This window comes from Mesorhizobium sp. P2_E7, assembly GCF_056403855.1.
In genome coordinates this window covers 2,319,896-2,345,242 of record NZ_JBFUER010000001.1, presented here as the reverse complement: position 1 = coordinate 2,345,242, position 25,347 = coordinate 2,319,896, and the positions used below count along the sequence as shown (strand labels likewise).

The window sequence follows — 25,347 nt, the reverse complement described above, 5'->3', positions numbered from 1 at the left end:
TGGGCGACCTGCGACGAATGCGGTGAAGCCAAGGAAACGCGGCAGGTGTAAAAGGACAATAGGGCGCGTCACCGTAGTTCCTATATGGCATAGGGTCATGGCGCTGACTTCGATCGGTCTGAACTCTAACCAACCAACAAAGCTGTGGCTAATCCGCTCCCCGCGCCTTCGCTGATATCCCCGTCACACCAGCCCCTGTAATCTCGACCTGAAAGGCTCTGGCCAAGAATCAGCCGGGGTGGGGTAGGTCGTGGCGGGACTTGGCGCGCAATGTCTGGATTTCCGGGACTGGTGGCTCGAGGAGCTGCGAGGGGTGCGGCTTTCGCCGAAGCAGAAGCAGGCTCCTACCGGCGACTGGATTGTCAGCCTGGCCGATGACGGCATTCGCGTGCGCGAGGCGGGTGCGCCGGAGTTTCAGTCGATCCCGCTGGCGCTCTCCGCCTCTTCCGACGAGATCCTGGCGCTGCTGCAGGGCGGGCGCCGTGTCCGGCGGCCGCGCTTCGATATTGTCATCCAGCCCGGGCTGTTCCTGACCCGGCAGTTGGCGCCGCGACGGCTGCCGGCGCGGCAGGCGCGCGACATGGCCGAGCTGGACCTTCTGGCCGCGACGCCGCTCGATCCGGCGCAGGTGCATATCGTGTTTGCCAGGGATGCCGGGGCCAGGCCTGCCGGGCAGGACAGTTCCTACCATGTCGTCAAGGGCAAGACTCTTGCCGCGGTGCTGGATGCGGTGCGCCGGGCCGGCGGTTCGGTGCGCAGCCTGTCGCTGTCGCAGCCGGACGACACGACGTTGCGCGCCGATCCGCTCAGCCTAGCCGCCATCTGGCCGCCGACGGCGCGCGACCGGCGCAGGCGCCGCGCCTGGATCGCCGCCTGTTCGGCGCTGGCCGCGGCGCTGCTTATCACCTTCGTCCACGCGCATTGGCTGACATGGCAGGCCGATGGCGAACTCGACACGCAGATTGCTGATGCGCAGGTGCTGGCCAAGACGGCACGCGCGTCGCTGCAGAAGCGCCAGGCCGGCATCGAGCGGGTCGAGAAAATCCGCCAGGAGAAGAAGACCACGGCGTCGCTGGTGCGGGTCTGGGCCGAACTCACGCATCTGCTGCCTGACACGGCCTGGCTGACCGATCTCTCCGCCAAGGGCGACGACCTGACCATCACCGGCTTTTCCACGTCGGCAGCCGAACTGATCCAGCCGATCGATGCCTCGCCGCTGTTTTCGGCGCCTGAATTTGCCGCACCCGTGGTCAAGGTACCCGGACAGGACGGCGAACATTTCACCATCTCGGCCAAGATCGGAGCGCTCTGATGCTCTCCGCCATCCTCAACACCAGCCCGCCGCTGCGCCGCCTGATCGCACTGGCGCTGGCGGCGGTGGCGGCGTGTCTGTGCGCCTGGCTGGTGTTCGCGGCATTCGACAGTGTCGCCTCGGCGCGCGCCGGGATCGAGGAGAAGCGCGCGCTGCTCGGCCAGCTGCAAAACGTGGCGGCCCTGGCCAAGCGCCTCGACAGCGACGCCAGCCCGGTGGCGGCGGCCACGCCCGAATTCCTCACCGGCGAGAGCGAAGCGATCATTCGCGGTGGGCTGCAGACGCGGCTCAACGCCATCGCCGCCGCCAATGGCGTCAGCGTGCTGTCGGCGGGCAATGCCCCGGTGCTGAGCGAAGGCGGCGTCGATTTCATCGGGCTGCGGGTCAATCTGTCGGGGCCGCTGGAAGGCATCCACAACGCAGTGCTCGCCTTGGAGACCTCGCTGCCGGTGCTGTTCATCCGCGAGGCGACGCTGCGCACCACCGATGTCAGCCCCGCCGCCGGGCGCACCGGCGACCCCGAGCTGTCTGCCGAGATCCTGTTTTACGGCCCGCTGCAAACGCAAGCCGCACCTGGCGGGGCCAAGCCATGAGCGGCAGGTTCGCGGCCCTGGCGATTGCTGGAGGTATCGCGGTTCTCTCCCTCGTCAATGTCGCGCTCTACAACACACCGATCGACATCACGCCGATCGCTTCCGGCAAGGGGCATGATGGCGGCCCGGCATCGGCGACGGGAGCGCTGCAATTTCCCGAGGCCGGCGATTTCAGCGAGACGTTCCAGCGGCCGCTGTTCACGCCGACGCGGCGGAAGATCGTGCCGCCGCCAACGCCGCCGGCGGTTGAGGTTGCCGTGGCGCCTGTCGAACAGGCGCCGGCGCCGGTCGACGTCGCGCCGGCGGCTGCGCCATCGCTGCTGGGCATCAGCATTCAGGGCGGAGCGGGAAAAGCGCTGCTGCGCGTCGCCGGCAAAGACGAAGCGGTCTGGTATGCCAGTGGCGAGACCGTCGATGGCTGGACAGTCTCGGCGATCGACAGGGATCAGGCCGTGCTGGAGAGGGACGGCAAGGTGGCGCGCATCCTGCTGAATCCGCCATGGACGAACCCGCCGCCAGCCCCGCCGCCGCCGCCTCCACCGGCTGAGCCGCAGCTATGAGCGGGCGCGCAGCTCCCGGGAGTGCAGGCAGGACAATCACATACGGCAGCGCCGCCCCCTCTCCGTCCGCTGCGCGGCCACCTCTCCCCCACTTCGTGGGGGCGAGGAACCCACGCTTTTCGAGGTCGCGCCCTCGGAGGTCAGCGTTTCCTCGCCCCCATGAAATGGGGGAGAGGTGGCTCGGCGAAGCCGAGACGGAGAGGGGGAGCTCCATATGCGATTGGCTCGACGACGCAGATGCTGATAGCGCAAGCGCCGGCTTTTCGCTGGTCGCGGTGCTGGTGTTCATGCTGATTGTCTCGGCCATCGTCGTGCCCTTCGCCGTCACCGCCAGGACGCGGCTGATGATCGCCAACAACGAGCTGGAGCAGGAGCGCCTGTCGCTGCTTGCCGAGGGGCTGAGCAATGTGGTTGCGAGCGAACTGACCGCGGAGCAGGCCACGGAAAAGCTGCCGCTGGATTCCACGCCGGCCGCTTGCCGGTCGGGAAAATACAGCTTTATCCTGCGCGTCCAGGATCATGGCGGACTGATCGATCTCAATGCCGCCGACGACCGCCTGCTGGGGCTGGGCTTTGCCGCGCTTGGCTTCGAGCAGCAGATGTCGGACGAACTGGCCAAGGCCGCGATCCGGTTTCGCGACAGCGCCAAACTGTTCGCCGGCCTGCCCCAGGCCAGAAGCCCGGTCGGCCCGCCTGAGGATAAAGAGGCGCCGTTCGAATCCGTATCTGAGTTGCAGGAGTTTTCCGCGCTTGCGCAAATCCCGCTGCGCAGCCTGCAGGGGATTTTCACCGTCAACTCCAAGCGCGGCACGATCAGCGCCGACCGGGCGCCGCGCCGGCTTCGCGCTGTTCTCACCGGCGGCCCCAACGCTTCGGTCGTTGTGGGCGCGACCGACACATCGGCCTACACGGTTGACGTCGTTGTCAGGCGGGACGGCTCCGGCATCACAGGCGAGGCCGGCTTCATTATCGAGAAATCGCAGGCGGGCCCGTCGCCGTTCTCGCGCGTCTCACGCAGCCCGGCCGGCGATGCCACAGCGCTGTCGGCAGCCGTGGTCACCGCCGGCTGCGAGGCGCTGTTCGGTACTGAGGCCGCGCAATTGCTGGCGAGGTGGAGCGTATGAACGCGTCCGCCCAGACCAAGGGGATCGAGGCGTTTCTCGCTTTTCTCGAGGGTGAGAAGGTGCTGACTGCGCACGCCGCGCAGCGCGCCTTGGGAGCGTCGCGGACATCCGGGCATCCCTTCGACACGGTGATGACCGAACTCGGGCTGATCGGCGAGCAGGAGCTTGCCAACAGCCTCAGCCGTTATCTCGAAGCGCCAATGCCGGTGGAAATCCCGGAGCAGGTCAGCGCCGAAATGCTGGCCGGCGTGCCGCTCGCCTATCTCCGGGAAAACGCCATCCTGCCTTTGCAGATGGATGCCGAGCGGCTGGTCGTCGCCGTCGCCGATCCGTTCGCGTCGGCCACCATCGATGCGCTCGCTTTCCACTATGAGCGGACGCTTTCGCTGCGCATCTTGCCGAGGCGCGTGATTGCCGAATGCATCGACCGTATCGAGCAATCGGCGCTGGCGGCCGTCTCCAATGGCGGTGCTACCGGCGAGATCATGGATTTTGGTCCTGACGATCTCGAACGGCTAAAGGATTTCGCCCGCGAGGCGCCGATCGTACGCTTCGTCGCCGAGACCATCCACAAGGCGGTGGATGCCAGAGCCACAGATATCCACATCGAGCCGCTCGAGGATCACGTCCGCATCCGCTTCCGGCATGACGGCATGCTGTCCACCGTCGACACTGCCTCGATTGCGATGCTGTCGGGCATCTCCACGCGCATAAAAATCCTATCGCGGCTGAACATCGCCGAACGCCGTCTGCCGCAGGACGGGCGCATGCGCATTGCCGTGCGCGGTCGGGATGTCGATTTGCGCGTCTCGGTCATTCCGTCCATTCACGGCGAGGCCATCGTGCTGCGCATTCTCGACCGCGCCGGCGTCGAGCTGAAGCTGGAGAAGCTCGGCTTCGACGCTGCCGCGCAGGCCAAGATCCGCTCCATGTCGCAAGCCGCCAATGGCATCGTGCTGATCACCGGGCCGACCGGCAGCGGCAAGACGACGACGCTCTATTCGATCCTCGCCGAGCGGTCGCGGCCGGACGTCAAGATCTTCACCGTCGAGGATCCGGTGGAATACCGCATGGCCGGGATCACCCAGCTGCAGGTCAATCCGGCGATCGACCTCGACTTTGCCGCAGCACTCCGTTCGATCCTGCGCCAGGACCCGGACATCATCCTGCTCGGCGAGATCCGCGACCGCGAGACGGCGCAGGTCGCGGTGCAGGCGGCGCTCACCGGCCATCTGGTGTTCTCGACGCTGCACACCAACAGTGCGGCCGGCGCGCTGACGCGGCTACGCGACATGGGCATAGACGGCTATCTCCTGGGCGCGACGATCCGCGGCGTCATCGCGCAGCGGCTGTTGCGCCGTGTCTGCCCGGCCTGCCATGGCGTCGAGCAGGCCGGCTCGCCCTGCCGCACCTGCAACGGCTCCGGCTATAGCGGGCGCACGGTGACCTATGAAATGCTGCAAGTGTCGCCGCGCATTGCCGAGCTGATCGACCAGGGCGCCGGCGAAATGGAGATCGGCCGCATAGCGGCGGAGGACGACCTCGTGCCGATGTCGGTCCATGCCACTGCACTTGCCCGCGCCGAGGTTACCACGATGGACGAGGTCCGGCGCGTCATCGATCTCGCCGGAGGTGGCTGATGCCGGCCTTTGCCTATCGCGCCTATCTCGTCGACGGCAGCACCGAGACCGGTGTTCTCGATGCCTCGACCAAGCAGGAAGCGGCGCGCAAGCTGGCACAGCAGGGCCGCCGTTCCTATCACCTCGCGCCGGTGAGCAGCGACAAGACGAAGCTGCGTCTGCCGGGGCGCAGCGTGCTGACCTTTACCAGGAAGGTCGATCTCAGCCGGCTGTTTTCCGAACTTTCGGTGCTGCTCAATGCCGGCTTCACCGTCGACCGTGCGCTCGGCGCGGTCATCGCGGGCGAAGCCAATGGCCAGCGCCGCCAGCAGCTGCAATCGGTGCTCGATCTAACGACCGGCGGGCGGCCGATCGCCGAGGCCTTTGCCGCCCTGCCAGGCATCACCTCCGATGTCGCTGCGCTTCTCGCCAGCGGCGAGCGCAGCGGCAAGATGGCCTATATCTGCCAGCGCCTGGCGGACACATTCGAGGCCACCGCCAAGCGCCGCGCGGCAATCGGCGAGGCGCTGGCCTACCCCGCCTTTCTGCTTTTGGTGATGAGTGGGGCGCTGGTCATTTTGGCGACGGTGCTGGTGCCGGCGCTGGAGCCGATCTTCGAAGGATCGTCCGCCCCCAAGCCGTTCACCATGAAAATGCTGTCTGTGTTCGGCACGGTGTTTCGTGACTATCCCTTCGTCTTCCCGCTGGCTGCAGTGCTCAGCCTCTTGTCCTATCTCCTGATATCCCGCTCGGCAGGCGCCAGAAGACAGGTCTCGCACGCGGTGTTGAAGATCCCGCTGATCGGTGCGCTGGTCCGGGATGCCGTCATTGCGCGCTACCTTGAAACTCTGGCCCTGCTGCTCGGCAATGGCGTGGCGATGACCGAGGCGCTTGGGCTTGCCGCCAATGTGTCGAAGCAAAGCTCGCTGGCGGCAAGCTTTGCCTCGATCGAAGACAATGTCGCCAATGGCGCGCGCCTGCATGGCGCTGTTGTCAAGGCGGGGATTTTCGATCATGCGACCATGTCGCTGGTCTCGCTCGGCGAGGAGGCGAACGCGTTGCCGGTGGTGCTGGACCGCGCCGCCAAAATGCTGCAGCTGACGCTGACACGGCGGATCGACACGGTGCTGAAACTGCTGACGCCGGCGCTGACGATTTCGCTCGGCTTCCTCGTCGGCAGCCTGGTCATCTCGGTGATGACCACGATCCTCTCGATCAACGATCTGGCGCTGCAATGACCGTCGCCCCGGAAGCCAACCAGCAGACGGAGGCCGGGTTCACCCTGGTCGAAATGCTGGTGGTGCTGGCGATCATGGCGCTGGTCGCGACTATTGCCGCACCGGGGCTGGTCAGCCACTATCGCAGCAAATCCCTGGAGGCGATGGCCGGCGAGATCACCATGCGGCTGCGCCTGTCGCGCACCTCGGCAATCGCCACCGCGCGGCCGAAGCAGGTCCTCGTCGACCTCGGCGCCCGCACCATCCGCTTTGGCGAGCGCGATGTTTTCGCCTTGCCGGACGATGTCAAACTGACTGTGGTCACCGGTCAAGAGACGGTCGTCGCCGACCGCCAGACGGTGCTGACTTTCCTGCCTGACGGCAGCGCGTCCGGCATGGACATCTCGCTGCAGCAAAAAGGGCGGACCGCGCGCATTGCGGTCAACTGGCTGACCGGGCTGCCAACATGGCGGGCGCTGCCATGACCGAGCCTTCTCCCGAAGACGGATTTTCGATCCTGGAAATGATCGTCGCCATGACGATCCTGGCGCTGGTTCTGGGCATTGCCAGCCAGTCGATCGTGCTCGCCAGCCGCAGCATCGCCACCGCCAAGGCGCAGATCGAAGCGGCGAGGGCAGCGCGCATCATGCTGGCGAACTACGAGGCCGGGACAAACGGTTCAGGCGAGCGGGTGCAATCCGGCTGGCGGTTGCAGGCGCGCCCGATCGTGGTGTCGAAGGCAAGGATGGCCGCCGTCGTCATTGCCAGAACCAACGGCGCCGGCCAGCCATTCCTGACCTTCGTGCCGGTGAAGGGCCCGCAATGATCCTGCGGCTGATCCGGGCTCAAGAGCATCGTCCGCCATCTGGGTGGCGTATTCTCTTCCGCACCGGCCGGCCCAAATCATCGGCATCCATCGACGGGTTCGCGCTCATCGACGTGCTGGTCGGGTTGGCGATGATCGGAGTGATCTCCGCGCTGATGATCGTCTTTCTCGGACAGGCACGCACGATGATGCGCATCCAGAAGACGACCGAGATGCAGATGGAGGTCGATGCCGCGGCGCGGTTTCTCGAGACAGCGATCGGCAGCGCCGAGCCGCTGCCGCTGTCGCAATCGACGCCAGACCAGGTGGTTTATCTCAGTGGGACAAGCGCACGCATCGAGTTCAACGCCGTTCAGGCCATCGGCTTCAAATCCTCCGCACTGCGTGAGATCGCCGTTTCGCTCGGCAGAGACCTGACCATCGTCCAGAAGATCCGACGCGGCAGCGATGCCGCCAAAGCGACCGAGGGCGAACCGGTGCGGCTGATCGCCGGCGTCAGCGCGGTCAGGTTCGAGTATCTCGACGGGTCGGCCAAAGTCCCGTCATGGTCCGCGAGCTGGGCCGAGCCGCGGCGTCTGCCCGCCGCCGTGCGCTTCACCATCTCGGTGGTGAGGGACGGCGCGACCTATTCGTCGGCAGGCTTTGCCCGCCTCGACCTGGCGGCTGTCCAACCGCCGCCGGCGAAGGGAGGGGCATGATCCACCCGGCCTTGGTTCAGCCGGGGTCAATCACGGGATCAGTTGGTGATGTCCTGGTCCTCGCCGGTGCCGTCCGGCTTGCCGTCCTTGCCAAGTGTGCGGATGACCACGCCACTCGCATCGGCCTTCACCTCATAGGAATAGGGCTTGCCCCAGGGATCCTTGAGACCGCCCTTGAGATAGGGCCCGTTCCAGCGTGCTTCGCCGGCGGGTTGTGTGACCAGCGCGGCGAGGCCCTCTTCATCGGTTGGGTATTTGGCGTTGTCGACATAGTAGAGTTCGAGCGCGCTTTCGATGTTGCGGATCTGCGCCTTGGCGGCGTTGGTCCTGGCCGAGCCGAGATAGCGCAGCACCTGAGGGGCGGCGAGCGTCGCGATCAAGGCGATGATGGCGAGCACCACCAGAAGCTCGACCAGCGTGAAGCCGCTTTCGCTGGTGTCGCGGTTGCGGGCGGATTTATCGGAAGCTTGGTTAAAGCGCAGCGTGATCATCAGAGCAGTCCCATGTTCAAACCGGCATATTGTTCCAGCACCCAGCTGGAGCCGAGGCCGATGGCGATAAACGGACCGAAGGCGATGCGGGCCCGTGCGGCTGCCGGTCCAGTCGCAACCACATGCCCACCGACGAAAAGCAGCGCGGTGGCGCTGGCGGTGAACAGCAGCACCGGCAACAGCAGCGGGTCGATCCAGCATGCGGCGGCGGCCAGCATCTTGACGTCGCCGAGGCCGAGCCCGATCCGACCGGTCATCAGGAAGTGGCCGCGCCGCAACAACCAGGCAGCGGCGAACGTTACTGCGGCGAAGAGGAGATGCAGCGGCAGGCCGTCCGCTCCGGCGGCTCCTTGATAACCAAGGCCGATGGCAGCCAGTGCAAGGTTCAAGCCGTCCGGGATGATCTGGCGGCGGAAATCGGCGATCGAAATCGCGGCGAGAATTGCCACCAGGGCGATCGTGGCGGCCAGCAGGAGCGATGGGTGCGCGGGCGTGATCAATAGGCAAGCCTCTTCAAATCCTGCTGCAGCTTGGTGCCGCCGCGGCGCTTCTGGATCGGCGTCTGCAGGCTGATCTTGCCGCGGAATTCGTCGGTCACCTCGCGCGCCTCGTTGATGTCGCGCACGACATGCGGCCGGATGAAGATGATCAGCTCGGTGCGCTTGATGCCGTCTTCCTTCTGCTTGAACACATTGCCGAGTATCGGGATGTCGCCGAGGATCGGCACCTGCGTGCGGCCGACGCTGTTGTTCTGCTGGATGAGACCGCCCAGCGCCAGGCTTTCGCCGTCATTGACCAGCACGCGGGTCTGGATCTTGCGCTGCTGGATGGTTGGTGAATCAATATCGGAGCTCTCCGTCTTGGTGACGTTGGAGACCTCCTGCTGGATGTCGAGCATGACCCGGCCGGCATTGTTGATGCGCGGCGTCACTGTCAGGATCACGCCGGTATCCTTCATCTGGACCGAGTTGATGATCGGCGCAGAGCCATTCCCGGTGTCTTGCGATTGCTGGGTCAAGATTGGCACCTGGTCGCCGACCTGCAATATCGCCTTCTGGTTGTTCAGCGCCATGATGGTCGGCGCCGAAATAACGTTGACGTCGGTGACCTTGGAAAGCGCGTTCAGCGTCACCTGGATGTTGTCGGTGGCATAGCTCCAGTTGAAACCCGGCAGAGTGGCGGCCGCAGCCCCCTTGGCCACGTCGGTCACCGATATCTTCGTGCCGCCATTTTCGAAGAACCAGCGCAGGCCGTATTTCAGATCGTCGTTGAGGGTGACTTCGGCGATGACGGCTTCCAGCATGACCTGTGTCGGCAGCACGTCGACCTTGGCCAGGATCTGCTCGATACGTTCGTAGTCGCGTGCCGTGGTCTGGATCAGCAGCGCGTTGTTTTCGATGTCGGCGACGACGGTGGCGTGGGCGGGCGGCTGTCCGTCCTGCTGAGGCAGCGAAGGCGACGGTCCGGTCAATGGCACCGGGGTGACGCCATCCGACTGCATGGCGATCGGTGTCTGGTCGGGCGAGACGTTCGAGCCGCCGGAATCGCCTTCGGTCTTGACCGAGGTTCCGAGAACCGAACTCAGCACAGCGGCCAGTTCCTTGGCCGGGCGGTTCTGAATCTGGTAGACGAAAAGCTGGTCCTCGTTGGACTCGGCCAGCCTGTCGAGCTTGTTGATCCAGCTTGCGGCCCGCGTGAGATAGGCCGGACGCGAGGTGATCACCAGCACCGAATTCAGCCGGTCGTTGGGAATGAACTGGATGAGCTTGGCGCCCGGCCCGTCCTTGGTGCCGAAGATGGAATCGAGCTCTGCGGCGACGGCTTCCGGCTTGGAGGTCTTTAGCGGATGCAGCGCGACCGACATGCCGCGCATCCAGTCGACGTCGAACACCGACACCGCCTCGCGGATGGCATTGAGGTCGCTGTCATTGCCGGCGACGGTGATCAGGTTGCGGGTGGCATCGACCCTGAGCACCGAGCCCTGGCGGGTGATCGGCTCGAGAATGGTCTTCATCTCGTCGGCGGCGATGTATTGCAGCTGCAGCACCTGCACCTTGACGCCCGGACCCGACGGCGACACCGAAGGCACGCTGACCGGCGGTGTGTTGGACATGATCTCGGACAGCGGCACGATCTGGTAGGTGCCGGCGCGCTTGGTGATGCCCGCGGCGTTCACGGCAAGCGCCGATTCCAGTATATCGACCAGCGCGTCCTTCGACACCGGCTGCGAGGTCTGCAGCGTCACCGTGCCTTGCACGCGCGGGTCGACGATGTAGTTAAGGTGCAGCGCGTCGCCCAGCACCGCCTTGGCCGCGTCGGCGATAGGCGCGTTGACCAAATTGAGCTCGAACTGGCCCGAGCCGTCTGTCGTCACCCTTGTGACCGGGGCGCTGGACGAGACGAACTGGCCGGACCCCTGATACTGCGCGCCGTTGAAGCGCTGCCCGGCGGCTGCGGCCGAGGTGACGGTGGACGGTCCGGTGTATCCTGCCCGCAAGGGTGAGTTCTTGGCGTGCAGGCTGTCGATGGTCTCGGTGAAAAAATCCTTGCCCGGCGCGGACGTACAACCGGCAACAGCAAGCATCATCAGGCACAAGATTACGCGATTGCTTGACCCGATTGCCATACGCCCGATTCCCCAAGGGCTTTAGTCTAGGACGTCCTGAGGTTGAGCGCTTGAATTGATGGGGGGATTTGGAGTCTATCCACAGGGTTGGTGGTGGCGATTGCTGCATTCAACTCACGACGCTGAAATAGGGCGGCAAGAAATGCCCGGTCTTTCTCTGGCGGGGATGAAGCCGGCAAGGCGCCGTGCGAAGAAGTGTATCTGCTTCATATGAGTTACCGCTTAAGTACAAGTATGATTTGGTCGTTCGGGAATCTCGCTTGCTTCCTCGCCGTCGCGGCAGTCTCAGCAGGGATGGGGTAGTACCATCGGTCAAAGTTGTCACTCGTTTGAATCCGGATCGTGGAGGCGCCCATTTGTCGCGGCGATATCAACGAAGGCCCCGCCGTTTGTACCACCTCCGGGTCCGACAGCATCGTCGACCTGATCGCACGCGACCCGGCGGACCAGGTCGCGACGACGATCATCCACGACTGCACGGTGCGCTGGGGCACTTCCTGTTAAACCGGACGGACTGCGTCCAGGCATAGCGTTATCGCCTATTTGACACCTCTCGGCCGTGGGCACATAAATCGCGCCCCAAGTTACGGAGACCTCAATGACTGTCGAGCAGACGCTGCCGAATGCGGCGCCGGTTGAGGCCGAAGCCAGGCCTGATCTGACGACACTGGTCGTCTATTTCGGTGCGTTGATCGCCATGTTCATGGCCACGATCGACATGCAGATCGTCGTCACGGCCTTGCCCACCATTGCCGGCGAACTGGGTAATCTGCATTTGTTCGGCTGGGTGGGTGCTGCCTATCTGCTCTCGACGGCCGCGGTCTCGCCCTTCTACGGCAAGCTCGGCGATATGTATGGCCGCAAGAATGTGGTGCTGACGGCAATCGGCCTGTTTCTCGTGGGTTCGCTGGTCTGCGGCATGGCGTGGTCGATGGAAAGTCTGATCGCCGCGCGCGTGCTGCAGGGCATCGGCGGAGGCGGCCTGATGGTGTCGGCCTTTGCCATGATCGGCGAATTGTTCGGACCGCGCGACCGCGCGAAATACCAGGGCTACAGTTCGGCGGTGTTCGCGCTGTCGTCGGTGCTCGGCCCGCTGGCCGGCGGTTACATCACCAGCCTGTTCGGCTGGCGCTGGGTGTTCCTGGTCAACCTGCCGATCGGCATCGCCGTGATGGCGGTGCTGGCGTTCGCCATGGGCAGCCGGTTTAACGAGAAGCGGCACCGCATCGACTATCTAGGCGGTGCGCTGCTCGCCATCGGCACGACATCAATCGTCTATTGGGGCTATCACGTGCTCGACCCTACCGGGCCGGACCTCTTCACCTTCGCGCTGCCGCTTCTCGCACTGGTCGCAATCACCCTGTTCATCATGGTCGAGCGCCGGGCGGAAGAGCCGATCGTGCCGTTGCGGCTGTTCGGCAATTCGACGGTCAGCATCGTTTCGGGCGTGTCGCTGGTCGCCGGAACGGTGACGCTGGGCATGTTCTTCTATTTCGCGCTCTACATGCAGACGCTGACGGGGCTGAGCCCGGCCGAAGTCGGCTTCCTGTTCCTGCCGGCGTCGCTGACGTCGATGGTCATCTCGATCGTGGCCGGGCGGGTGATTGCCGCAACCGGACGCTACAAATGGATGCCGGTGGTGGCGATGGCCATTGGCGGGTTCCTGATGCTGGGCTTCGTCATCACCAACCAGCACACGCCGATCTGGGTGCTGGCGACGATGATGGCTGTGTTCGGGATCAGCATGGGTCTGCAGTTCCAGGTGCTGATCGTGGCGATCCAGGCGGCAGCACCCCTGCAGGACATCGGCGCGGTGACCTCGCTGATCACGCAGGCGCGGACGCTCGGAGCATCGCTTGGACTGGCGCTGAACGGCGCGGTGATGATCTGGGCGCTGAACCGGCAGACATCAGAGCTCCCCGCCGATGCTGCGGCCCTTTTGCCGCAGGGCCTGAACGGGTTGACCCCGCACCTCGCGTCGAGCCTGCCGGACGCGATCCGTGAAGTGGTGCTCGACCATTACTCCAGTGGGTTCAACGTGATGTTCATCTGGGTGGCGGCACTCTACTTCGTCGCCATGGGGCTGACATTGCTGCTCGAGGACAAAGAGATCCCGAAGCGGGGTTGAGCGGGCAGACGACCTGTTATGCGTTGGGCACCGGTCGACGCTCTACGATGTAGATGTGGTCGGCGGCCAGCACGACTTCGCCATGCTGGTTGATCACTTCGCAGCGCTCGATGATCCGTCCTGAGCCCGGCCGCTTCGGATCATCTTCCCTGGCGGTGATCGTCGTGCGGGTCTTGATCGTGTCGCCGATGAACACCGGCTTGATGAAGCGCAGCCGGTCGTAGCCGTAGGAGAAGGCGACAGGATTGACGACGCTTGCCGTCAACCCGACGCCGACCGAGAAGACCAGCGTGCCATGCGCGATGCGCTGGCCAAACGGCGTCGTCTTCATGAACTCGGCGTCCATGTGATGCGGGAAGAAATCGCCGGTGTGGCCGGCATGGACGATGAAGTCGGTCTCGGTGATGGTGCGGCCGCTGGTCAGGCGCGACGAGCCGATTTGATAGTCCTCGAAATACTGGATCTGTTCCATCAGGGTCTTTCCGCGATCGGCGTCGCCGGCGCCGCGCTCGATTTATAGGCCGCCTCGACTAGCGCCATGGTGTTCCAGGCGTCCTCGACGGAGCTTATCAACTCGTTGTCCTCGCCGGCGGCAAAACGCTGGACATTGGCCATGCGGCCTACAAAGGCATCCGGAAACCATTCGCCGGCCAGCGGCACCGCAACCCAGTCCGTTCCGCCCTTCGGATAGATCTCCAGAATGTCCGGCTCTCCGGTGGGATAGTCCAGGTTCAAGCCGAGCTTGAGATAGGCCGCGCCCTCGGTGCCGCAGATGCGGAATTCGCAGACCTGATGCCGGCGGCCGAATTTGTGATCGTGATTGATCGACAGCGCGCAGCGCACGGTGTCGCCATAGTCGAGGATGGCGCTGGTGCGGGTCTGCGCCACCTTATGGTTGGGATGGCCGAGCGTCTTGGCGTGCACGCCGTGCGGGTCGCCGAGCAACTGCCGGATCAGGTCGAGATAGTGGATCGAATGCATGGCGATCTCGACGCGCGGCGCCTTGAGCAGGAACTCCCACAGTTGCCACGGCGTCGCCAGCGCCAGCCAGGCGTCGAAGTCGACGATGTCGCCCAACCAGCCCCTGGCGATGGCGTCTTTCAGCGCCAGCATCATCGGTGCGAAGCGTAGCTGGAAATTGACCGCTGCCTTTAGATTTTTCGTACGGCAGATTTCGAGGATTTCGGTGGCTTCGCCGAGATAGTTTCCCATCGGCTTCTGGATCAGCGCGACCGCGCCGTCAGGCAGGGCTTTCAGAATTTCGGCGTGCCGTGCCGGCGGCGTCGCAAGGTCGAAGATCGCGTCCTTGACCGCTGCCGCTTCTTCCACTGTGCTGAATGCCCCTAGGCCCCATCTTTCGGCCAGGGCCTGCGCCTTGGCCTGGTCCGGATCGTAGAGGCCGGCGATCGGAAAGCCGGCCTTGTGATAGGCCGGGAAATGCGCGTCGCCGACAATCGAACCCGCGCCGAAAGTCACAATCGGCCGGGGCTTTGATGGCCTTGGCCAGGACTGAACGAGCGAGGCCGGGTCAAAACCGCCGTTAGTCATGATGGAAGACTTCATCCATCGACGCCCACCACTCACCGTCCTTGCGCGTCGCCAGTGGCTCCTGACACGGCATGCAGACGGCCCACCACTCCTGCGTCCTCGGATCGGCAGCCATCTTCGCCATGTCGGCGGCGTAGTCGGTGCCGTGATATTCGAAATAGGAAAACAGCAGGTTCTCCGGCCGCTTCAGGTAGATGGAATAATTCTTGATGTTACAGGCCGAAATCATGGTCAGCACGTCGGGCCACACGGCAGCGTGCAGACGGACATATTCCTCGACCTTTTCCGGCTTGAGGCCGAGCACCATTCCCATCCGCTGCATGTGCCGGCTCCCTATTTGGCAATCGTCGTGGTGAATTCGGCGATGCTCTTTGCCTTGACCGCGTCCCAGTCCCAGTCGATACCGATGCCGGGCTCGTCAGGCGCCAGCGCCTCACCATTCTCGATGCGCATCTTCTTGCCGGTCAAATCGTCCAGCTGCGGAATATACTCGACATATCGTCCGTTCTGAACAGCGCAGGCGAGGCTGACATGCAGTTCCATCAGGAAGTGCGGGCAGACTGGAATGTCGAAGGCCTCGGCGGCATGCGCCACTTTCAGCCAGGGGGTGATGCCGCCGATGCGGCCGACATCGACCTGCACGATCGAGCAGCCGCCCTTTTGCATGTATTCGCGAAAATGCCGGATCGAGTAGAGCGACTCGCCGATGGCGATCGGCGTCGACGTCGCATTGGACAGTCGCACATGGCCGTCGATGTCGTCGGCCGGCAGCGGTTCCTCGATCCAGGCGAGGTCGAGGTCGCGCAGGCGTTCCGCACGGCGGATCGCTTCGTCGACGGAAAAACCCTGGTTGCAATCAGTCATGATTTCGTAGCCGTCACCGACCGCCTTGCGCACCGCCGAGAGGCGAGCGAGATCTTCAGAACCATGCGGCTTGCCGATCTTGACCTTCGAGCCGCGAAAGCCTTTCGCCTTGGCGGCGAGCGCATCGTCGACCAGTGCCTGTGTCTCGATGTGCAGCCAGCCGCCTTCGGTGGTGTAGAGCGGGCGGCGGTCCTTGGCGCCGCCGGCGAGCTTCCACAATGGCAGGTTCTGTTTCTTCGCGCGCAGGTCCCATAGGGCCGTATCGATGGCGGCAATCGCGATTGCGGTAATGGCGCCGATGGTGGTGGCGTGGGTGGCGAATTCGAGCTCGTGCCAGATCGCTTCGATCTGGTCGGCGTCGCGGCCGATCAGGCGCGGCGCCAGATGGTCGGACAGCAGCCGCATCACCGAGGAGCCGCCGGTGCCGATCGTGTAGCTGTAGCCGGTGCCGACCGTGCCGTCGGCATCGGTGATGGTGACGATCGGTGTTTCCTGGCTGACGAAACTCTGGATGGCGTCGGTGCGTTTGACCTTGGGCACGAGGTCGACGATGCGCAGCTCGACTTTTTCGATTTTCGCCATGTCGGTCAGCTCCGCAATGTCTTGCCGGTTGCGGCGGAAAACAGATGCGCCTGCGACAAATCGAGGCTCATCTTCACCCTGTCGCCGGCCTTGAGCGGCTTCGGGTTGAGCATGCGCGACACCCAGTCTGTGCCGTTGAATTCGGCGAACACCAGCGTCTCGTTGCCGAGCGGTTCGGTGACCGTGACGGGCAGCTCGACCTGATGGACATCGGTATCGGCACCGGAGTTGAGGCCATGGCCGGTCGGGTAGATGTCGTCCGGCCGCAGCCCGAAAACGACCTTGTCACCGGCGGTGGTGTTTGCCTTGAACTGGCCGGGCAAGGGCAAGCGCTCGCCGCTGGCAAACAGCAGCTCGCCGTTGTCGACCGTCGCTTCGTGCAAATTCATCGGCGGCGAGCCGATGAAGCCGGCGACAAAGCGTGTCGCCGGCCGGCGAAACACTTCGTCTGGCGTACCGACCTGCTCGATGAAGCCGTCGCGCATGATGACGATGCGGTCGGCCAGCGTCATCGCCTCGACCTGGTCGTGGGTGACGTAGATCACCGTCGACTGCACCTTGGCGTGCAGCTTCTTGATCTCGGTGCGCATCTGCGTGCGCAGCTTGGCGTCGAGATTGCTGAGCGGCTCGTCGAACAGGAAGACATCAGGGTCACGCACGATGGCGCGGCCCATGGCGACGCGCTGGCGCTGGCCGCCCGACAGCTGCGACGGCCGTCGCTCCAGCAGCGCATCGAGGCCGAGGATGCCGGAAGCCTCGGCGACGCGGCGGTCCATTTCCTCTTTGGCCGCGCCCGCGATCTTTAGCGAGAAGCCAAGGTTCTCGCGCACCGTCATGTGCGGATAGAGCGCGTAGGACTGGAACACCATCGAGATGTTGCGCGAGCGCGGCGGCGAATCGTTGACCTTGCGGCCGCCGATTTCGATCACGCCACCGCTGATGTCCTCGAGGCCGGCGATCATGCGCAGCGTCGTCGACTTGCCGCAGCCGGACGGGCCGACGAGCGCGATGAATTCGCGGTCGGCGACCTCGAGGTCGATGCCGTGCACGACCGCGACCGGGCCATAATTCTTGCTAAGGTTTTTCAGGGATACGGTTGCCATGTCAGCCTTTCACCGCGCCGGAGGTGAGGCCGCCGACGAGGTGTTTCTGGACGATGAAGGTAAGCGTGAGCGCCGGTATGATCATGACCACGGCCAGCGCGCACATACCACGCCAGTCGATGGTGAATTCTGAGGTGTAGTCGAGCAGGCCGACCGGCAACGTCTTGGAGTTGATCGAGCGCGTCAGCTGCGAGGCCAGCGCGAACTCGTTCCACGAGGTCAGAAACGCGAAGATGCCGGCGGAGGCAATGCCAGGCCCGGCCAGCGGAAATTCGACCTGCCAGAACGCCTGCCAGCGCGTGCAGCCGTCGATCTGCGCGGCCTCGGCAAGGTCCTTCGGCACCTGGCGGAAGAAGCCGTCGATGAGCCAGACAGTGAACGGCACGTTGAGCGCGACATAGACCAGGATCAAGCCGAAATGGGTGTCGATGATGCCGAGCCGCGCATAGACGAAGAACAGTGGCAGTGACAGTGCAATGCCGGGCACGGTGCGGGTCAGCATCAGGCCGAGAAACATCGCCGACTTGGCACGAAAGCGATAGCGGGCGAAGGCATAGCCGCCGGCCATGCCGATGACGATGGCGATCACCGTCGAGGTCACCGAGATGATCAGCGAATTGCGGAAATAGTCGAGCACCGGAATGCCGCCCTTGCCGACGCCGCTGAACATGGCGATGTAGGCGTCGAGCGACAGCTCCTGCGGGATCCAGACCGGCGGCTTGGCCATGATCTCGACGGTTGGCCTGAGCGACGACAGCACGATCCAGATGCCGGGCAGGCAGATGACCAGCATGGCCAGGAACAGGCCGACGCCGTGGGCGATGCCGAGCGCCTGGCGGCGGACGCGATGGATGCTGTTCTGATCCATCGTCACCACTCCGCCGCGATCTGGGTGCGCGCCGCGGCGAGCTTGCGGTAGAAATAGACGGTGAAGCCGATCGACAGCAGGATCGAGAAGTAGGCCATGGCGTTGGCCAGCCCCATCTTGGCGTCGCTGTAGGCGGTGCGGGCAACCAGCGTCCAGACCAGCTCGGTGCGGCCGGCCGGGCCGCCATCGGTCATGATCTTGACGATGTCATAGGCGCGGGCCACGTCGAGCGAGCGGATGGTCATGGCGATGAAGGCAAACGGCATGATGAACGGCCAGGTGACATAGCGGAATGTCTGCCACGGCGTGCAGCCGTCGACGCGCGCCGCCTCGACCGGTTCGCGCGGCATGGCGAGCAGGCCGGCCAGGATCAGGATGGCGAATACCGAGGTCGACGACCAGATCTCGGCGGTCAGGATGGCGATGAAGGCGAGGTTGCCGTCGATCAGCCAGGGGATGGCGCGGTCGGTCAGGCCAAGCGCCTGCAGCGCGTTGTTCACCAGACCGATATTGTCGTTGAACATGAACTTGAACTGGAAGCCGACGAGGATCGGCGAGAACATCATCGGGAACATCATGATGGTGCGCAGCAGGCGCTGTCCGCGCGATGCCTTCTCGACCAGCAGCGCCAGTCCGAGGCCGATCAGCATTTCCAGATTGAGCGCTACCGTGAGCAGCACCACGGTGCGGGCGAAGGCGACCCAGAAATCGCGGCTGGTGAAAATGTTGATGTAGTTGCGGGCGCCGATTAAGACCCAGAAGGTCTCCGGCCGCGTCAGCCGGAACGGCGTGAAACTGGAATAGAGCGACAACAGCAACGGCACCACCACCACTGCCGCCAGCACGATGACGGCCGGCAGCAGAAGCAGGAAGGGTGGCGAGGATTTCCAGCCTTTCATGTCGATCCGGTTCTGGTTGGCGCCGTGATGCCGCAAGCCACCAGGCGAGGGGACATCAGAGAGCATCTTGCTGTTGGAAACAATTCGGGGGCGCCGCTCCTTTGGAGATGCCGCGCCCCCGAGGGAAAAATCAAAGCTTGCCGGCGTCCTCGAGGATCTGGGTGGCCTTGGCAGCCGCATCGTCCAGGGCCTGCTTGGAGGTCTTGTCGCCGAGGATGGCGGCCTGCAGCTCAGGATAGACGGCGTTGGAAATCTCGATCCACTCCGGCGTCTGCGGCACCGGGAAGGCGTTCTTGGCGGCTTCCTGGAAGGCCTGCAGCACTTCGGTCTTGTAAGGATCGGACTTCGCCTGCTCGATGTCCCATTCCCACACTTTGGTGCGGGTGGGCAGGGGGCCGGCGGCTGCCTCCAGCTTCTGGCTGTCCTCATTGGTCAGCCACCAGACCAGAGAAGCCGCGGCTTCCTTGTTGGCGCAGTTCTCGGTCACCGAGAAGCCATGCGCGCCGGACCAGCCGGAGCGCTTGCCGGACGAGCCCTTGGGCTGGACCTTGACGCCGACGTTGCCGGCGACCTTGGACGATTTCGGGTCGTTGAAGAAGCCCGCCCAACCCGGCCAATCCAGGTTGATGGCGACGGTGCCCGAGGCGAAGCCCTGGCCGAGATCGTCCCAGAGATAGTTGGTGGTGCCGGCCGGCACGGCCTTGGCCTTGTAGAGATTGACGAACCAGTCGAGCGCATGCACGCCGGCTTCCGAGTTGAAGGCTGGCTTGCCGTCCTTGTCGAGATATTCGCCGCCATCGGCGATGACCATCTCGTAGAAGCGGCCGTTGATCGCCTCTTCCTTGCCGGCAAACTGGGTGCCGTAAAAATCCGGCGGGCTGGCGAAGAATTCGGCCTGCTGCGCCATCTCGTCGAACGTATCCGGCGGCACGAGTTCCTCGCCGTATTTGTCCTTGTAGGCCTTCTTCTTGGCTTCGTCCTGATAGAGGCTCTTCTGGTAATAGAGCGCGGAGACGTCGAACTGGGCACGCGGCAGCATCACCAGCTTGCCGTCAAGCGTGCCGGCGGCGATGTTGGCCGGAACGAAGGCATCGATCTCCTCCTTCGGCAACAGCTTGGCAAGATCGGTGTAAATCCCGGGATATTGCGGCGCGAACGAGGTGTGGTTGGAGCCGACGCACCAGTTGATGCTGCCCGAGGCGATGTCCGATTTGATTTCCTTGTCGAGCTCGAAGTGGTTCTTCTTCGAGATGACGTTGACCTTGGCGCCGGTCAGTTTTTCCCATTCGCCGATGCGCGCGTAGAGGCCTTCATATTGCTGGCCGCCGATCAGCTTGGCGTCGATGGTGACGCCCTCGAATTTGCCCGGCAGGTCGCCGGCAAAGACGACGCTGGCAGACAGAGCAAGCAATGTCACGCCGGCCGACAGGCCGGAAAACAGTCTGTTCATTTGGTTTCCTCCCAAAGAGCCTGCGTCGAACCCGTTGTGGGATTCGATTGACAGTCTTCATTCATATACAAACAAAACATTTATGGTAGCGTCAAGCCGGAAAGTGCTTTCAGATGACGATCGGTATGCGTATATGAAGTTTGAAATTCACTGGAGAGTGAGCATGGCCGAGGACGATGACGACGACCGCTATCGCGCCCCCGCGCTGGACAAGGGGCTAGACATTCTCGAGCTGCTGGCCGGCGTCGATGGCGGCCTGACGCAGGCGGAAATCGCCAAAAAACTCGACCGCAGCCCGAACGAATTCTACCGCATGCTCGACCGCCTGGTGCGGCGCGGCTATGTCACGCGCCCCGACGGCGATCGCTACTCGCTGACGCTGAAACTGTTCGGCCTGGCGCAGTTGCATGCGCCGGTGCGCAGGCTCGGCTCCTTTGCCACGCCGCTGATGCGCGAGCTGGCCGAAACCTCGCAGCAGGCCAACCAATTGGTGGTCTTTGACCGCGGTTCGGCCGTGGTGATCGCGCAGCAGGAGGCACCGGACTATTGGGGCATCTCGATCCGCGTCGGTTCGCATATCAGCCTGTTCGACACCGGTTCGGGCCATGTGCTGCTGGCCTTCCGCTCGGACGAGGAGCGACAGATGATGATTTCGGAGCATATCCGCAGCACCGACAAGCCGGCGCAGTCGCCGGAATTCTTTGCCCGCCTCGACCAGATCCGCGAGCGCGGCTACGAAATGATGGCGTCGCTGCAGACCGCCGGCGTGTTCAACCTGTCGGCACCGGTGCTGGGATCGGACGGCAAGGCGATCGCAGCCCTTTCGGTGCCCTACATCACGCTGGTCAATTCGCCCCAGGCGCCCGACATCACCAAGACCATCGCGCTGTTGCAGGCGGCGGCAGAAAAGCTGTCGCAGCTGGCGGGGTCAACCTTCAAGCCATCGAAGTGAAATTCTTATTTGAATGAACGATTTCTCCGTGAGATGATCTGAAATAGACGAGGAGGACAGCGCCACCATGATCATCGACACCCATCTGCACCTGATCGATCTGTCGGCGTTGCGCTATCCCTGGCTCGGCGGCGTGCCGGCGCTCAATCGCGATTTTTCGCATCAGGAATATGCGACGCAGGCCCGCCGCGCCGGCATCGAGGCGGCCTTGCACATGGAGGTCGATGTCGACCAGGCCGACATCCAGGCGGAGACCAACCATGTCAAGGCGCAGTCGCTGCAGAAGGGCAGTCTGCTGCGCGGCGCGATCGCTTCATGCCGTCCGGAGGAGGCCGGCTTTGCCGCCTATCTCGAGCGCCAGCAGGCCGATCCTTTCGTCAAGGGGTTTCGCCGCGTGCTGCACGTCATGCCCGACGAGCTTTCGGAAAGCGCGCTGTTTCGCGAGAACATCAAACGACTTGCCGGCACCGGCCTGACCTTCGACCTCGTGGTGCTGCCGCATCAGATTCCGCGCGCGATTGCGCTCGTGGATCTCGCGCCCGATGTGCAGTTCGTGCTCGACCATTGCGGCGTGCCCGATATCAAGGGCAATGCGGAGCACCCATGGCGCGAACACATGGCCGAGATTGCGCGGCGGCCCAATGTCATCGGCAAAATCTCCGGCGTGGTCGCCTATGCCGATGCCGGCTCGTGGACCGTCGAAAGTCTGCGCCCCTATGTCGAACACACGATCGGAAGTTTCGGCTGGGACCGCGTCGTCTGGGGCAGCGACTGGCCGGTGTGCACGCTCGGCGGCGGCCTTGCGACCTGGGTGGCGGCGACGCATGCGCTGATCGCCGGCGCCAGTGCTGATGAGCGGACGAAACTGCTTTCGGGCAATGCCAAGCGGATGTGGAAGCTGTAGCGGCGGACGGACAGCGCTCGCCTAGTGGCGAGGAGCGCATCTGTACCTCCTGGGTTCAGGCTCCAGCGCCTAGCGCCGGGCTACTCTTCCGGAACAGGTGATTGAGATCGGCAACGACCCGACCGGGCCGATGCCCTGAAATCAGGCCGTCGATGATGCAGTCGGATGCTTTCTGTTGGAACGCCATGTAGCCGTCATGGCGCGGCCGCACCCATGCGCCTTCCAGCGTCGCGCGCGTGTCGCTGTAGAACTTGCCGGTCGCGGCGTTGACCGCCTGGTCTTCCCAGGCGGCGGCATGGCCGGGCTGGCCGCCGGCAGCGGCGTAGGGACCGCGCTGAACATCGCCGCTGGCAACCCAGTAGGCGAAATCGATGGCCGCGTCTTTCGCCTTGGAGAAAGCCGAGACGGCTATACCTGTACCGCCGAGCGCCGATCCGACCGGGCCATTGGAGCCGATCACCGGGATATCGGCAAAGGCCAGGCGGTGCGCGCGAAAACCAGATAGTGCATAGGAGACGTAGCCATAGATTAGGGGCGCGCAGACGATGGGGGAGTTGGCCTCAGCCATGCGTTCGGAAACGGCGATCGGATCCATCTCGAAGCAGGTGGGATCGACCAGCGCCGCGATCTCGCGCATTGCCTCGAAGACTTCGCTGCCGGTCTCGCTGTCGATGAGATCGCCCGACGGATCGGTGGCGCAAGCGTGGCCGAGATTGCCGGCCAGCGTGTAGAAGGTCATCAGGGAATGCGGCGGCCGCAACGGCAGCAGCACGCGGCCTTGCCGGGCGAGGTCGAGCACCTCGCTCCAGCGCGTCGGCGGCGTATCGAGCGCATCGGGTCGCCAGGCCTGGACCTGCGTTGCCGCATCGATGGGAAAGGCCCATTGCCGTCCCTGCCAGCTGTAGCTCGGATAGGATTGGCCGACGCTGCCCGAGGCAAGCGTTGCGCGCTCGGCTTCGCGGCCGGCGATATCGAGCGGCGTGAGGCAGCGCTCCGCGGTGATCTGGCCGACATGCGGATGGTCGATGACGATCAGATCATAGGCGCGCGCCAGTTCCTCGACCGGGAAGGATTCGAAATCCTGCAGCGAGCGCTTGTCCCACTCGATGGCGACGCCGGTCTTCTGCTCCCACAGCGCCGAGCAGGCGACCATTGGGTCGTAGCCGCGCGGGTGGCTCCAGGTCATGCCGCGGAGCGTCATCTGGCTCACAGGCCGAACTCCGCGCGGATCGCAGCGCTGTGCTCGCCGATGCGCGGTGCCGCCCGCTCGACCTTGGCCCTGATGCCGTCGACCCGAAGCGGCGAGCTGGTGGTGAGGATCGAGACGTCATCCTCGCGCGTCACTGTCTGCAGCATGTCGAGCGACTGGAAGCCATCGCTGGCCAGCATCTCGGGCCAGGTCAGCACCTTGGCGCACCAGATGTCGGCTGGCTCGAGGACGGCGAGCCATTCGTCGATGGTCTTGGTGGCGATGCGCTGCGCGATGATCGCCTTGATATCGTCGCGTGCAGTGAACCAGGATGCCGGTTTGTCGCGATAGGGCGCGAGCTCATGGAGCGACAAGAGATCGGCGAGTTTGGGGATCGGCGTCATGGCGATGGCAAGGTAACCGTCCTTGGCCGGATAGACGCCGTAAGGTGCTGAGAGATAGGCATGCGCGCTGCGGAAGCTGGAGCGTCTGGGCAAGCGGCGGCCATCGTTGAGATGCGTGGTCAGCACCTCGAACTGGAAGTCGACCAGCGCTTCGAGCAGACTGGTTTCGATATGGCTGCCCTGGCCGGTAATGCCGCGCCGAACGAGGGCGGCGAGAATGCCTTGCGCGCAGGCCGCACCGGCCAGCATGTCGCCGATGGCAAGGCCGAACGGCACCGGTCCCTGGTCCTCGTTGCCGTTCAGCCACATCACGCCCGAGCGCGACTGCGCCAGCAGATCCTGGCCCGGCCGTTTGACCCAGGGACCTTCCTCGCCATAGCCGCTGATCGAGGCATAGACGAGCCGCGGATTGATCTTGCGCACGGATTCGTAGTCCAAGCCGAGCCGCTCGATGACGCCGGGGCGAAAATTCTGGATCAGCACGTCTGCCTTGGCCAGAAGCCCGCGCAACGCCTCCAGGTCGGCCTCGTTCTTGAGGTCGACAGCAAAACTTTCCTTCGCCCGGTTGATGGCATGGAAGATGGTGGAATCGCCGCCGATCTCGGTGTCGCTGAGATAGAGCCGCCGCGACAGGTCGCCGCCATCCGGACGTTCGATCTTGATGACGCGGGCGCCGAGATCGAGCAGCCTGAGCGAACAGTAGGGCCCGGACAGGAACTGGCTCATGTCGACGACAGTGAGACCGGCAAGCGGCAATTCGGCTGCCATCGTCATTTCTCCGTCTTGCCGATGAAGTCCGCGGGGTTGCGGTACTTCACCGTCTGCAGGTGCTCGCAGTAGAGAACAAGCTCGCCTTCGCCCTTGAACACTTCGTAGGAGGCGCGGATCAGCCCCATCTCCTTGTAGCGCGGTTTCTTGTCGAGGTTGGAGCGGATCGAATAGATCGTGTCACCAATGAAGACAGGTTTTATGAAGCGCAGCTTGTCATAGCCGTAGGAAAAGGCGTTGATGCAGTTGGTGGCGACGAGGCCGAGACCGGCCGAGAAGACGAAGGCGCCAGCGATCAGCCGCTTGCCGAAAATGCCTTCCGTCTCGGCGAACATCTGGTCCTGCACATAGGGGTGGATGTCGAGCACCAGCGTGTTGAACAGATGGCTGTCGCCTTCGGCCATTGTGCGGCGCAAGGAGCGGATTTTCTGGCCGACCGGCCAGTCCTCATAGAACCAGTTTTCTGCATTCCAGACCGGGATATCGGTATGGTCTTTCGGCATGTTGGCGGGGTGCGTCGATGCCACGCCAACGGTCGGCGCAAACTCCGTCATGGCAACATCTCCAGAACGGGCAAAGCATCCGTCCGGGCGCGCCGCGGACCCGCTGACTGCATGATCGA

The 25,347-nt window shown here is 64.0% G+C and carries 26 protein-coding genes; 12 read left to right on the top strand and 14 right to left on the bottom strand.

Annotation, left to right across the window (positions count from 1 at the left end; all coding sequences use genetic code 11):
* Positions 1-250 precede the first annotated feature (250 nt).
* From AC1DYC_RS11720 to AC1DYC_RS11680, 9 genes are all read left to right on the top strand, one after another.
* Complete coding sequence (locus AC1DYC_RS11720; protein WP_477406420.1) at positions 251-1,312, top strand: PilN domain-containing protein; 1,062 nt, start codon at positions 251-253, stop codon at positions 1,310-1,312.
* Positions 1,312-1,905: a type II secretion system protein GspM gene (gspM, locus tag AC1DYC_RS11715; RefSeq protein ID WP_477406418.1), complete on the top strand. Its 594-nt coding sequence runs from the start codon at positions 1,312-1,314 to the stop codon at positions 1,903-1,905. The genes AC1DYC_RS11720 and gspM overlap by 1 nt, the downstream gene beginning before the upstream one ends.
* A complete protein-coding gene (locus tag AC1DYC_RS11710) occupies positions 1,902-2,465 on the top strand; it encodes a hypothetical protein (RefSeq protein WP_477406416.1) in 564 nt (187 codons plus the stop codon). Before gspM ends, AC1DYC_RS11710 begins: the two co-directional genes overlap by 4 nt.
* Positions 2,466-2,752: 287 nt before the next feature.
* Positions 2,753-3,589, top strand: coding sequence for a hypothetical protein (locus AC1DYC_RS11705; RefSeq protein WP_477406415.1), 837 nt, complete (start codon positions 2,753-2,755; stop codon positions 3,587-3,589).
* On the top strand, positions 3,586-5,229 hold the full coding sequence (locus AC1DYC_RS11700; RefSeq protein ID WP_477406413.1) for a GspE/PulE family protein: 1,644 nt from the start codon (positions 3,586-3,588) through the stop codon (positions 5,227-5,229). Before AC1DYC_RS11705 ends, AC1DYC_RS11700 begins: the two co-directional genes overlap by 4 nt.
* The gene (locus AC1DYC_RS11695) at positions 5,229-6,446 is read left to right on the top strand and encodes a type II secretion system F family protein (RefSeq protein WP_477406411.1); all 1,218 of its coding nucleotides are present in this window, start codon (positions 5,229-5,231) and stop codon (positions 6,444-6,446) included. The genes AC1DYC_RS11700 and AC1DYC_RS11695 overlap by 1 nt, the downstream gene beginning before the upstream one ends.
* Positions 6,443-6,910 (top strand): GspH/FimT family pseudopilin, encoded by a 468-nt coding sequence (locus AC1DYC_RS11690; RefSeq protein ID WP_477406409.1) that lies wholly within the window; start codon positions 6,443-6,445, stop codon positions 6,908-6,910. The genes AC1DYC_RS11695 and AC1DYC_RS11690 overlap by 4 nt, the downstream gene beginning before the upstream one ends.
* Positions 6,907-7,251, top strand: coding sequence for a PulJ/GspJ family protein (locus tag AC1DYC_RS11685; RefSeq protein ID WP_477406407.1), 345 nt, complete (start codon positions 6,907-6,909; stop codon positions 7,249-7,251). The genes AC1DYC_RS11690 and AC1DYC_RS11685 overlap by 4 nt, the downstream gene beginning before the upstream one ends.
* Entirely contained in the window at positions 7,248-7,949 is a 702-nt protein-coding gene (locus AC1DYC_RS11680; protein ID WP_477406405.1) for a type II secretion system protein GspJ, read from the top strand. The genes AC1DYC_RS11685 and AC1DYC_RS11680 overlap by 4 nt, the downstream gene beginning before the upstream one ends.
* A 38-nt stretch (positions 7,950-7,987) precedes the next feature.
* On the opposite strand, the gene gspG is transcribed toward AC1DYC_RS11680, so the two are convergent.
* From gspG to gspD, 3 genes are read right to left on the bottom strand one after another with little or no spacing between them, the layout of a single operon-like run.
* Positions 7,988-8,440 (bottom strand): type II secretion system major pseudopilin GspG, encoded by a 453-nt coding sequence (gene gspG / locus AC1DYC_RS11675; RefSeq protein ID WP_477406403.1) that lies wholly within the window; start codon positions 8,438-8,440, stop codon positions 7,988-7,990.
* Positions 8,440-8,940 carry a prepilin peptidase gene (locus AC1DYC_RS11670; protein ID WP_477406402.1) on the bottom strand — a complete coding sequence of 167 codons (501 nt, stop codon included), beginning with the start codon at positions 8,938-8,940 and terminating at the stop codon, positions 8,440-8,442. Before AC1DYC_RS11670 ends, gspG begins: the two co-directional genes overlap by 1 nt.
* On the bottom strand, positions 8,937-11,066 hold the full coding sequence (gene gspD / locus AC1DYC_RS11665; protein ID WP_477406400.1) for a type II secretion system secretin GspD: 2,130 nt from the start codon (positions 11,064-11,066) through the stop codon (positions 8,937-8,939). Before gspD ends, AC1DYC_RS11670 begins: the two co-directional genes overlap by 4 nt.
* Positions 11,067-11,664: 598 nt before the next feature.
* Here gspD and AC1DYC_RS11660 point away from each other — a divergent pair.
* On the top strand, positions 11,665-13,194 hold the full coding sequence (locus tag AC1DYC_RS11660) for an MDR family MFS transporter (protein WP_477406398.1): 1,530 nt from the start codon (positions 11,665-11,667) through the stop codon (positions 13,192-13,194).
* 16 nt (positions 13,195-13,210) lie between these two features.
* Here AC1DYC_RS11660 and AC1DYC_RS11655 read toward each other — a convergent pair whose 3' ends face one another.
* The 8 genes from AC1DYC_RS11655 to AC1DYC_RS11620 all read right to left on the bottom strand — a co-directional run bounded on the left by AC1DYC_RS11655 (position 13,211) and on the right by AC1DYC_RS11620 (position 20,508).
* A complete protein-coding gene (locus AC1DYC_RS11655) occupies positions 13,211-13,669 on the bottom strand; it encodes a MaoC/PaaZ C-terminal domain-containing protein (protein WP_477408269.1) in 459 nt (152 codons plus the stop codon).
* A complete protein-coding gene (locus AC1DYC_RS11650; protein WP_477408267.1) occupies positions 13,666-14,742 on the bottom strand; it encodes a Gfo/Idh/MocA family protein in 1,077 nt (358 codons plus the stop codon). The genes AC1DYC_RS11655 and AC1DYC_RS11650 overlap by 4 nt, the downstream gene beginning before the upstream one ends.
* Positions 14,735-15,064 carry an L-rhamnose mutarotase gene (locus AC1DYC_RS11645; protein ID WP_477406396.1) on the bottom strand — a complete coding sequence of 110 codons (330 nt, stop codon included), beginning with the start codon at positions 15,062-15,064 and terminating at the stop codon, positions 14,735-14,737. The genes AC1DYC_RS11650 and AC1DYC_RS11645 overlap by 8 nt, the downstream gene beginning before the upstream one ends.
* Positions 15,065-15,075: 11 nt before the next feature.
* Positions 15,076-16,188, bottom strand: a complete 1,113-nt coding sequence (locus AC1DYC_RS11640; protein WP_477406394.1) for a mandelate racemase/muconate lactonizing enzyme family protein — start codon at positions 16,186-16,188, stop codon at positions 15,076-15,078.
* Positions 16,189-16,193: 5 nt separating this feature from the next.
* Positions 16,194-17,291: an ABC transporter ATP-binding protein gene (locus tag AC1DYC_RS11635; protein WP_477406392.1), complete on the bottom strand. Its 1,098-nt coding sequence runs from the start codon at positions 17,289-17,291 to the stop codon at positions 16,194-16,196.
* A gap of 1 nt (position 17,292) precedes the next feature.
* On the bottom strand, positions 17,293-18,159 hold the full coding sequence (locus AC1DYC_RS11630; RefSeq protein ID WP_477406390.1) for a carbohydrate ABC transporter permease: 867 nt from the start codon (positions 18,157-18,159) through the stop codon (positions 17,293-17,295).
* A 2-nt stretch (positions 18,160-18,161) separates the two neighbouring features.
* Positions 18,162-19,058, bottom strand: a complete 897-nt coding sequence (locus AC1DYC_RS11625; protein ID WP_477408265.1) for a carbohydrate ABC transporter permease — start codon at positions 19,056-19,058, stop codon at positions 18,162-18,164.
* Between the two features lie 130 nt (positions 19,059-19,188).
* Entirely contained in the window at positions 19,189-20,508 is a 1,320-nt protein-coding gene (locus tag AC1DYC_RS11620; protein ID WP_477406388.1) for a type 2 periplasmic-binding domain-containing protein, read from the bottom strand.
* Positions 20,509-20,671: 163 nt separating this feature from the next.
* On the opposite strand from AC1DYC_RS11620, the gene AC1DYC_RS11615 reads away from it, so the two are divergent.
* Complete coding sequence (locus AC1DYC_RS11615) at positions 20,672-21,460, top strand: IclR family transcriptional regulator (protein WP_181055551.1); 789 nt, start codon at positions 20,672-20,674, stop codon at positions 21,458-21,460.
* Positions 21,461-21,527: 67 nt separating this feature from the next.
* Complete coding sequence (locus AC1DYC_RS11610) at positions 21,528-22,364, top strand: amidohydrolase family protein (protein WP_477406386.1); 837 nt, start codon at positions 21,528-21,530, stop codon at positions 22,362-22,364.
* A 55-nt stretch (positions 22,365-22,419) separates the two neighbouring features.
* Here AC1DYC_RS11610 and AC1DYC_RS11605 read toward each other — a convergent pair whose 3' ends face one another.
* From AC1DYC_RS11605 to AC1DYC_RS11595, 3 genes are read right to left on the bottom strand one after another with little or no spacing between them, the layout of a single operon-like run.
* Positions 22,420-23,565, bottom strand: coding sequence for an ABC transporter substrate-binding protein (locus AC1DYC_RS11605; protein WP_477408263.1), 1,146 nt, complete (start codon positions 23,563-23,565; stop codon positions 22,420-22,422).
* Between the two features lie 5 nt (positions 23,566-23,570).
* Positions 23,571-24,731: a CaiB/BaiF CoA transferase family protein gene (locus AC1DYC_RS11600; protein WP_477406385.1), complete on the bottom strand. Its 1,161-nt coding sequence runs from the start codon at positions 24,729-24,731 to the stop codon at positions 23,571-23,573.
* Complete coding sequence (locus AC1DYC_RS11595; protein ID WP_477406383.1) at positions 24,728-25,279, bottom strand: MaoC family dehydratase; 552 nt, start codon at positions 25,277-25,279, stop codon at positions 24,728-24,730. The genes AC1DYC_RS11600 and AC1DYC_RS11595 overlap by 4 nt, the downstream gene beginning before the upstream one ends.
* Positions 25,280-25,347: the final 68 nt, after the last annotated feature.